This is a genomic window from Microbacterium sp. Bi128, assembly GCF_918698205.1.
This window is the reverse complement of the sequence record NZ_CAKKMM010000603.1, coordinates 1-2,932: the sequence shown is the minus strand read 5'-3', so window position 1 is coordinate 2,932 and position 2,932 is coordinate 1. Positions and strand designations below refer to the sequence as shown.

Sequence of the window (2,932 nt, the reverse complement as noted above, 5' to 3'; positions counted from 1 at the left end):
AGCACGAGCACGTCGATCGGCGCATCGGCGCACGCGACGAACGCCAGCACCGTCAGGAGCTCGAAGAACGTCAGCGGCGCGTCATCGACGGCGACGAGCTCGGCATCCACCATCTGCACGAACGGCTGGATCTCGTCCCACGCGTCGGCGATCGCGGCATCCGCGACGGGCTCGCCGTCGATGAGGATGCGCTCGGTGAACCGCTCGAGGTGCGGGCTGGTGAACAGGCCCGTCCGGAGCCCGAGGGCGCGCAGCAGACTCTCGATGATGCGACTCGTCGAGGTCTTGCCGTTCGTTCCGGTGACATGGATCACGCGGTACGTGCGCTGCGGGTCGTCGAGCAGCTCCAGGACGCGCCGGGTCCGCTCGATACGGGGCTGCACCCACTGCTCGCCCTGGCGCTCCAGGAGCGCCGCGTAGACGGCGTCGGCCCGGCTGCGGTCGCTCACGCGGCACCTCCCGCCGTGCGCGCGACCGCGACGGTCACGGCACCGGCGTTCGCGTACGTCTTCGCGGCGATCACGGTCTCGAACTCCGGAGCCAGGACCGTCCCCCGTTCGATGAGCCGTGCGGTGCGGCTCGCGAGCACGACGCCTTCGGCGAGGGTCTCGGATGCCACCCCGGCGACGTCGAAGGCCTGGGCCACGGCCGCGGCGTCCTCGGCGTCGTCGAACGTCAGCGTGAGCGAGATGCGGTCGCTCACGTCGAAGCCGGCGGCCTTGCGGGTGTCCTGGATGCCACGGATCATGTCGCGCGCCAGGCCCTCGGCCTCGAGCTCGGGGGTGGTCGACGTGTCGAGCACGAGGAATCCGTCGGCGGTGACGAGCAGTGCGACGGCCTCGCCCTCGGCGAGGCGCGACGCGTCGGTCTCGAGCGTTCCCTCTCCATCCGCGAGGACGACCTCGCCGTCGGGGGTCTGCACGACGATCCCGCGGTCGGTCTCGGCCCACGCGCCGGACTTCGCCGCCTGGATGACCTGCTGCACACGCTTCCCGAGTCGCGGACCGGCCGCGCGGGCGTTGACGACCAGACGCTGGGCGAGCCCGAAGTCGTCGAACGACTGCGGGCTCAACTCCACCAGCGACACCGCCTTGACGTTGAGCTCCTCGCGCACGAGGTCTTCGAACTGCGCCAGGCCCGCGGCATCCGGGGTCACGACCGTCAGACGCGGCAGCGGCAGGCGCACGCGCTTGCCCTCGCGCTTGCGCAGGGCGTTGGCGACGCTCGAGACGTCGCGCACGGTGTCCATCGCGGTGCGGATGTCGGCCGCGGCCGGGAACGCCGTGGCATCCGGCCAGTCCTCGAGGTGGACGCTGCGGCCGCCGGTGAGGCCCTGCCACACGCGCTCGGTCACGAGCGGGAGCAGCGGCGCCGCGACGCGCGTGAGGGTCTCGAGCACCGTGTACAGCGTGTCGAACGCCTCGCGGCTCGTCGGATCGTCGGTGACGCCCACCCAGAACCGGTCGCGCGACCGGCGGATGTACCAGTTCGTCAGCACCTCGACGAAGTCGCGCAGGCGCTCGGCCGCCGTCGTGGAGTCGAGGCCCTCGAGATCGGCCGCGACGTCGCGCACGAGGTCGCCGGTGAGGGCCAGGATGTAGCGGTCGAGCACATCCGTCGAGTCCGTGCGCCACTGCGCCTCGTACCCCTCGGTCCCGGAGGCGTTCGCGTACGTCGCGAAGAAGTACCACGCGTTCCACATCGGCAGCAGGAACTCCCGCACGCCGGAGCGGATGCCCTCCTCCGTCACGACGAGGTTGCCGCCGCGCAGCACCGAGCTCGACATGAGGAACCAGCGCATGGCATCCGAGCCGTCGCGGTCGAACACCTCGCGCACGTCGGGGTAGTTGCGCAGCGACTTGGACATCTTCTGCCCGTCGTTGCCGAGCACGATGCCGTGGCACGAGACGCCCGTGAACGCGGGGCGGTCGAACAGGGCGGTCGAGAGCACGTGCATGACGTAGAACCAGCCGCGGGTCTGCCCGATGTACTCCACGATGAAGTCCGCGGGCGCGTGCTCGTCGAACCACTCGTGGTTCTCGAACGGGTAGTGCACTTGCGCGAACGGCATCGAGCCGGAGTCGAACCACACGTCCAGCACGTCCTCGATGCGACGCATCGTGGAGCGGCCCGTGGGGTCGTCGGGGTTCGGACGCGTCAGGTCGTCGATGTAGGGGCGGTGGAGGTCCACCTCGTCGTCCGCGTTGCGCGGCAGGCGGCCGAAGTCGGCCTCCATCTCGGCGAGCGAACCGTACACGTCGACGCGCGGGTAGTTCGGGTCGTCGCTCTTCCACACCGGGATCGGCGAGCCCCAGTAGCGGTTGCGGCTGATCGACCAGTCGCGCGCGCCCTCGAGCCATTTGCCGAACTGGCCCTCCTTGACGTTCTCGGGCACCCAGGTGATCTGCTCGTTGTTCTCGAGCAGACGGTCCTTGACGTCGGTGACGCGCACGAACCAGCTCGACACCGCCTTGTAGATCAGGGGGTTCCGGCAGCGCCAGCAGTGCGGGTACGAGTGCTCGTAGGAGGCTTCGCGCAGAAGACGCCCCTGCTGCTTCAGCAGGCGGATGAGAGGACGATTCGCCTCCATCCACAGCTCCCCCGCCACGTCGGTGACGGCCGACAGGAACCGACCGCCGTCGTCGAGCGAGATGATCGTCGGCAGGCCCGCGGCATCCGCGAGGCGCTTGTCGTCCTCACCGTAGGCCGGAGCCTGGTGAACGATGCCCGTGCCGTCGCTGACGGTGACGTAGTCGTCGACGAGGATCTTCCAGGCGTTGCCCGTCCCCCACGTCTCGGCGTCGGCGTAGTAGTCGAACAACCGGTCGTACGAGACGCCCGCGAGCTCCGAACCCAGGATCGTCGTCTGCACGGCCTGGCGGGCGGCATCCGGGGTCTCGTACCCGAGGTCCTTCGCTTAGCCCGGCAGCAG

Annotated in this window: 2 pseudogenes; both read right to left on the bottom strand. The window is 69.8% G+C overall.

The annotated features are described in order from the left end of the window. Nucleotides 1–449, bottom strand: a pseudogene (locus tag LQV45_RS23595) (Mur ligase family protein); the annotation flags it as partial. Next, nucleotides 446–2,917, bottom strand: a pseudogene (locus LQV45_RS23590) (isoleucine--tRNA ligase); the annotation flags it as partial. The pseudogenes LQV45_RS23590 and LQV45_RS23595, both read right to left, overlap by 4 nt. Nucleotides 2,918–2,932: the final 15 nt, after the last annotated feature.